General features: G+C 42.0%; 4 protein-coding genes. 1 reads left to right on the top strand and 3 read right to left on the bottom strand.

Going from position 1 to position 5,672, the window contains the following annotated elements; genetic code table 11:
• Nucleotides 1–94: 94 nt before the first annotated feature.
• Together F6K52_RS31255 and iscB are read right to left on the bottom strand one after the other, a co-directional pair.
• Entirely contained in the window at nt 95–667 is a 573-nt protein-coding gene (locus F6K52_RS31255; RefSeq protein ID WP_293088101.1) for a LuxR family transcriptional regulator, read from the bottom strand.
• Nucleotides 668–823: 156 nt separating this feature from the next.
• Nucleotides 824–2,110, bottom strand: coding sequence for an RNA-guided endonuclease IscB (gene iscB / locus F6K52_RS31250; RefSeq protein ID WP_293088099.1), 1,287 nt, complete (start codon nt 2,108–2,110; stop codon nt 824–826).
• Nucleotides 2,111–2,381: 271 nt separating this feature from the next.
• Between iscB and F6K52_RS31245 the strand changes: the two genes are divergently transcribed.
• Nucleotides 2,382–2,528 carry a hypothetical protein gene (locus tag F6K52_RS31245; protein ID WP_293088097.1) on the top strand — a complete coding sequence of 49 codons (147 nt, stop codon included), beginning with the start codon at nt 2,382–2,384 and terminating at the stop codon, nt 2,526–2,528.
• Nucleotides 2,529–2,918: 390 nt separating this feature from the next.
• Here F6K52_RS31245 and F6K52_RS31240 read toward each other — a convergent pair whose 3' ends face one another.
• Nucleotides 2,919–5,405, bottom strand: a complete 2,487-nt coding sequence (locus tag F6K52_RS31240; protein ID WP_293088095.1) for a CHAT domain-containing protein — start codon at nt 5,403–5,405, stop codon at nt 2,919–2,921.
• Between the last annotated feature and the right edge of the window lie 267 nt (nt 5,406–5,672).

Raw genomic sequence — 5,672 nt, 5'->3', positions numbered from 1 at the left:
GCAAAATGCTGGTATGTATGAATAGGGAATAGGCAATAGGGGGAAGAGCTACTCCCTACTCCCTATTTGCTACTTCTTTTGCTATCTAACTAATTTAGTTTGCCTCTAAAAATTCCTGTTTCAGTTGGTGAAATTTTATTTTAGCATAAATATTTTTCAAGTGCTTCTTCACCGTATTAAGAGTAATGCGCAATTCATCAGCAATCTCCTGATAGCTGTAATCAGCACGACGCAGTAACCAAACTTCGGCCTCACGAGGAGTTAGGTCATATTTATTTACCTCTGCGATCGCTAAACTCTCAGCATATTGATCGTGATTTTCTAGTGTTACTAAAATGCAGGGATTTTCAAAAGAGTCTAAGGTGAGCTTAACGGCTCGAATCCGAAAAGATGTTGAGCGTTCAGTAATAATTTCAGACTCGATAACTATTGGCTGATTTGGATATAACTCACAGCTGTCGAGCACAGCTTGGCAAACACGCTTGATTTCTTTGGGAACAAGGTTATATTTTAACTTACCCACTGCTAGTTGAGCACAAATAAAGCGACCATAACAATTGCTATGAACTAACTCTCCCTGAGCGTTCAAAATCAATACACCATCCATTAATCCTTCTACTACCCCTTGTAAGAGAACACCGTTAAACTGTCTTGCCTGAGTATTCATCCTCTAGACCTATGTGAACATTACGAATCCGCAACAGAGCAGGTACCTACTACAGGTACCTACTACAATCCATAGGTGTAGTGGCTTTGAGCTTATGCAGTTAGCTATACAGTTCTGTATGTAATAGGAGGACTATTTCCAGGGAATTCTTGGTATTTATCGGGAAAACCCATAAGTATAACCATCCTTTCTGTGAACTCTGAGTAAATTCTTGACGTGCAAGCTTATCGCCTTTTTTCCGGGAACCGTGTAATTAAACGAGTTGCTTTTGCTTCTGGGATTAACCCTCCCAAACTCCCCCGTCAAAAGGTTTTTAGCTATATCACCACTAGACCAACCTTTGATGGGTTTCAATGGGTTATGTCTAATGGGGTAGCCATATTTATTGAGCGCAGCTTTTTGCCTGCCTCCCTGTCCTTTGCAGGTAACTACTAGCGGTTGATAGGTTCTCAACACCAAAGCTTCAACGTCTCCAACACAAGCTGCATCAATCCAATGCTGCTTGGGTAGTCCCAACTTAGTCCGGTTGTATTTGGTCTGAGCACCCGTGCCAGTAAGCACAGGTTTTATTTCCTTGAGTACCTTTACTACTTTGTTCCGAGTTGTATTGACCGCTGCTGCATCTCTCAATGGCGAAAGCGCCTTGTTTTTGATTTTTTGTAGCAAGTCTGGTTTCTTTTTTAGGAATTCTTCAATAGGTCTATTGCCTTTTCGTTGATTACATTTTTCACAAGCTAGACAAAGATTGCTGACCCGTTCGCGTAGCGTCGGCTTTGCCGAATCACTCCCTCCTTTGGATTTTGGGTGAATGTGCTCAATCTGTAGGGGAATATTTTGCTTGCCACAATAGGCGCACTCCCTCCCCCACTTCTCAAGTAAATATTCCCTCACCTCATACCCGGCTAGTTCACCTTGTTGATATTCCACCCCATTGATTTCAGGATCCTGCATTTTTTGAGTGTCAAACTTGACTATTTCAATCCAAATCTCATTGACTGGACAAAACTTAGTTAGTCGTCTTACCCAGGTTTCAATAGTCAAAACCCTGTGTTCTAGGCTGGGAGGAATCCAACCCTCTGGACGCTTACGATTAAGAAATCTTGGCTTCCTGTAACGGGTATTGCGATTACGCCTCCCACCCCTAACGCCACTTCTAGATTCTAGTTTTTTCTTTATCAATCCTCCTCTGTGTTCTAGCTCCATTCCCCAAATAACTTGGTCGTCCTGGACTAGAGCAAACCCAGTCACCTTACTGCCTGGATCTATTTTGATTTGACAAGGGGAGATAGTCGGATTGGCGATTGCAGCCTTGAGGATAATCGTGAATGGATACATCCTAAAAACCGCAGCTTTTCCTTTATCTAACAATCGACGCGCTTTCTTGGGGGATATGGGGTTTAATGGTTGTTTGTCTGTGTCAATAACTAATACATAATTCTGCATTTTTAGTGCGTCTCAAATCGGTAATGTTTTCCAAGTGCTTCGCACACGCTTGCGCGAACGACCATGTTGTAATGGCTTGTCGTGTCAACCACACATTTTGCCTTCACCTTAATGGTTGATGATAGAGCTGGGAGCTGGAGTTCACTCCCAGGTATCATGACCAAAACAACGTAGGAAATTAATCCTTGGTCTGCAACCTAGTTAGGTAAATTTCCGAGTTTTGCCGGAAATTACCAAGGCTTTTACTAGGTGGTATCACTTGTTCACAAGAGTGGATCAGTGTTTAGTGTTTAGTGGTCAGCGGTCAGTGGTCAGTGGTCAGTGGTCAGCCTTGTGGGACAGGCTTTGGCCTTGGCCAAAAGGCCACGCTACGCGAATGGCCAAGCTGTGCGAACGACGCATCGGACCTAACCCATAAGCACCTCAAGTAGCCTGTGCGTAGCGCTAATCGCTGACCGCTATTAGCTGATAGCTGATAGCTATTAGCGTAGCACCTCAAGTAGCGCATATGCTTACCTCCGCATTAGTGTGATTCATTTAAAATATAGAAACTGAGTTAGAAAAGGGAGTAGAAAAAGAATAAGAAGGATAAGGAAAATCAGGAATAACTTTGATGTCAACCTATCTTCCTGATCTGGTTCATTTCTTTTCCAAAAAAAGAGGCTTGGATGAGGCGATTTCTCTAAGGGCCACCACCATGGTCTCTTTTGTTTTTTTCGTGGACGTTTTTCTGTTTGATTCATTGGCAATTGGGTATTATTCGTAATTCGTGAGATTACCTTAGTCATGGGATCGATATTATTCAAAACTATCTCCTACCTAAAAAACTTTTTTGTAAAGCAAAACTATAGTAAAACCAAACTAGTATTGAGGGTAAAAACCACGGAATCAATACTAATGCTGAGATATAAACCTGCAATACAGCTAATCCGTATACTCCGGTTAGAATCCCTAACGTTAATACCTGTTTGTGTCGTTGTATTAGTTGTTTGTGTAAGATAATAGTAGTCCATTTTCCTATAAATACGGCTAGGAAAATTACCCAATGATCAGGAATCAAAACTACCCGATGCTGCCGGATTATATGGTGAACCATATAAGCCAATACTTCTCCTCTAATTAATACTTGGAGGTGGAGGCACTTATTTAGATCCTGTTTTACAGGTTGATAGTAATGACACCAATAGGCAGCAACTGACGGAAAGTAAAAGTCATCTTCTGTGTCATTGTAGTCACCATGGGTGATGAGAACAACTTGCTGCATCACATGCTGTTGGAGTTCTGGATTAGGCACAGGAAAATTGAGAAGTTCCTGAGCTGTGATAGATTTGTAGACTTGTCTAGGAGGAATAGAAAAGTCAATAATGGAAGCTAGTCCAAAAGGAGCAGCAGATTGATTGAAAGGAATCAGCCCTTGATTGTGAGTCTTTCCTTGCTTTAGATAATGACTAACTTGGGACTGAAAATCTACTGTACTGTTTAATGTTGGCTGGGGTAAACTATCTTCAGATGACTGTTGATTGAGCAGATGAGCTACTGCTAGCTGATAGGCAAACGGACATGACTCGTCGATACAGGTGGGATCTGGAGGCTGTTCAATAGTCCAAGGCTCAAAGTCTATGTACCCTTCTAAACTCCATTTGGGGCTAGCGACTTTATCTTGTTTATCTGTTGCTAGCACAAACCAGGTATTCTGCTTTTCCACAGCAAAGCTAATCGCTTGATCAAGGTTTTCGTATCTAGGTTGGTAGATATGCCGACTATAGTAAATGCCGATTACTTGAGCATTCAAGGCGTATAGATGTTTTACCAACTTGGCTAAGTATTCGGAATCAGTCAACTTACCTTGTGTACTTTCTATTGCTGCATCAGCTTTATCTAGGGATTCTTGATCGATAGCAACTAACAAAACAGGCGCTAAGGTATTCTCTGGTATTTGATTCGTCAAATTACGATAGGCCGCTTGAACAAACGCTCGGATATCGAACAATAATTCTACTTGAATAGCTGGGATGACACTCAGCAGTAAAACTGTTCCTAATGCGATCGCTTCTGGTTTGGTCGGTAACCACTGCAGCAGCATTTTCTTCCAATCAAACCGCTCAATGCGATAGGGAATCAAACCGGGAGGATTAAATAAAGAGGGCAGCAAATAGGCAGAGGGATAGGCAAATTTCTCTACGGATTGAAGATGTTGACAGGCTTCAAGTAGTGCATCGTAAACATCTCTATGGTCAGCTAGGGGCTTACAGAACTGCTGGAGAAAACTCTGAGCCACATCATTGCGAATGGGTTCCCGCATAACTATTACCTGTAACCCAAGTTTAACTAGAGAGTTAGCGATGCTCAGGCCACTGCAGGAGTTGAAAATAGCCAGCTGCAATCTATGTTCTCTAGCTTGAGTTAATTGTTCTTCCAGTTCACTAATCGACAGGGATATATTCGGAGCGATCGCAAGTCTTCCTCCTGTAGTTGTGGTTTCATCGCTATGTCCAGCAAAGAACAGCACATCCCAGCCTCGTTGATCACAGATAGCATTAGCAATTTTGGTTTTGATATCGACATGGTTTTCATGGGGTTGCCAGGTTACTCGCTCGACCTCAGCAATAGATTTAAGCGATCGCACAGCTTTCCAATCCTCTTGCAACGGTAGTCTAGGATCATCTCCTAAGATAGCTAGAATGCGGGTTTTTCTTAGGTGTGCCTTCCCTATCCCTTTGAAAAAGCGCGGGGTGGCAGCGCAAACTGTCAGGGGCTTAGTACAAGCAATGGGATCCGGATTATCCATAGCGCTTCTGAAAATGCGAACTCTCCCCACAGGTGTACCTTCAGGAGCGAGTTCCCAAGTTTCCCATGGTAACCGTTCCATTTCTATAGAGTCACAAGCTACAAAAATATCAACACTGGGGTGAGTACCAATTCCCTTGCTATCTTTCGATATCACTTGAGCAACACGAGTCAATTCGTCTCGAATCCGCTCTTGAATCTTACGAACCTCGCCTTCTCCTAACCAACGCTGGAAAGCATTGACGAACTCTCTTTCTGCTTCCATCAAATCATAACATGGGTCACCTGAACCAGGATTAATTCTGCCACTATCTTCTATAGGTTTGACTGACGGTAATTCGTAAAACCTACTGTAGCGCTGTCGCCAGCGTTGATAACATTTTTGTATTTCTTTGGAATAGTTAATGCTAGCAGATATCTGCCTTCTCTTGTCATCCCATAGCAGCAAAAAGAAACAAAAATTATTCTCTTTTTTTTGCCAAACTTTTATTTCAAAAACAGTATTCATTGCCCAAAATAATACCTCGTTTTTTTTAATTCCCGGTTACATGTTATAACTTTAATACTCCATACTCACTGTTTACTAAATAACTTAAATCATGTTTAACTATGCTCGAATCCATAAGGAGATAAGGTCTGGGGTGAGCTATCTGGTGGGATAATAGTCACAACAAATTTTTCATCTGATCGTCCTTCCACACGGGCAAACAGAAATGGATCATCAAGCCCTGATATAGGCTCATGTATAATAGACCTTAGATTGCTAACTTGTAGA

This window comes from Moorena sp. SIO3H5 (assembly GCF_010692395.1).
Lineage (GTDB): Bacteria > Cyanobacteriota > Cyanobacteriia > Cyanobacteriales > Coleofasciculaceae > Moorena.
This window is presented reverse-complemented; position numbering and strand designations above follow the sequence as displayed.